Below are 781 nucleotides of genomic sequence, written 5' to 3'. Positions count from 1 at the left end.
TCGCCGCGCACTTCGACGAGGTCTATGGGGCGAAGGTCTCCAAGGACACGATCAGCCGGATCACCGAGAAAGTCATCGGGGAACTGGCCGAATGGGCCTCCCGGCCGCTGGATGCGATCTATCCGGTGATCTTCGTCGACGCGATTCGGTCGTGAAGGTCCGTGACGGGCAGGTGAGGAACACCCCGTTCTATGTCGTGATGGGTGTCACCGTGAACGGGGAACGCGACATCCTCGGCATCTGGGCCGGTGATGGTGCCGAGGGTGCGAGGTTCTGGCTGCAGGTGTTCACCGAGCTGAAGAACCGGGGTGTCCAGGACGTGCTCATCGCGGTCTGCCACGGGTTGAAGGGTCTCCCGGAGGCGATCAACACGACTTGGGAGCAAACGGTGGTCCAGCAGTGCATCGTGCACCTGATCCGCAACTCGTTCCGCTACGCCGGCCGGCAGCACCGCGACGCGATCGTGAAGTCTCTCAAGCCGGTCTACACGGCCCCGTCGGAGCAGGCGGCAAAGGATCGGTTCGAGGAGTTCGCCGCCGAGTGGGGCGAGAGGTACCCGGCGATCGTGCATCTGTGGCGCAGTTCCTGGGCGCAGTATCGTGCCGTTCCTCGAGTACGACGTCGAGATCCGGCGGGTGATCTGCACCACCAACGCGATCGAGTCGATCAACGCCCGGTACAGGCGTGCCGTCCGGGCGCGCGGGCACTTCCCGAATGAGGCCGCCGCGATCAAGTGCCTGTATCTCGTCACGCGGTCGCTTGACCCGACTGGCGGCGGAAG

At 64.7% G+C, this 781-nt stretch carries 1 pseudogene; it reads left to right on the top strand.

Annotated elements, in window-relative coordinates:
* Positions 1-781: pseudogene (locus BSZ39_RS12965) on the top strand (IS256 family transposase); the annotation flags it as partial.

The organism is Bowdeniella nasicola (assembly GCF_001907295.1).
Classification (GTDB): domain Bacteria; phylum Actinomycetota; class Actinomycetes; order Actinomycetales; family Actinomycetaceae; genus Bowdeniella; species Bowdeniella nasicola.
Note: the sequence above shows the minus strand (reverse complement) of the source record. Positions and strands in the feature narration are given on the sequence as shown.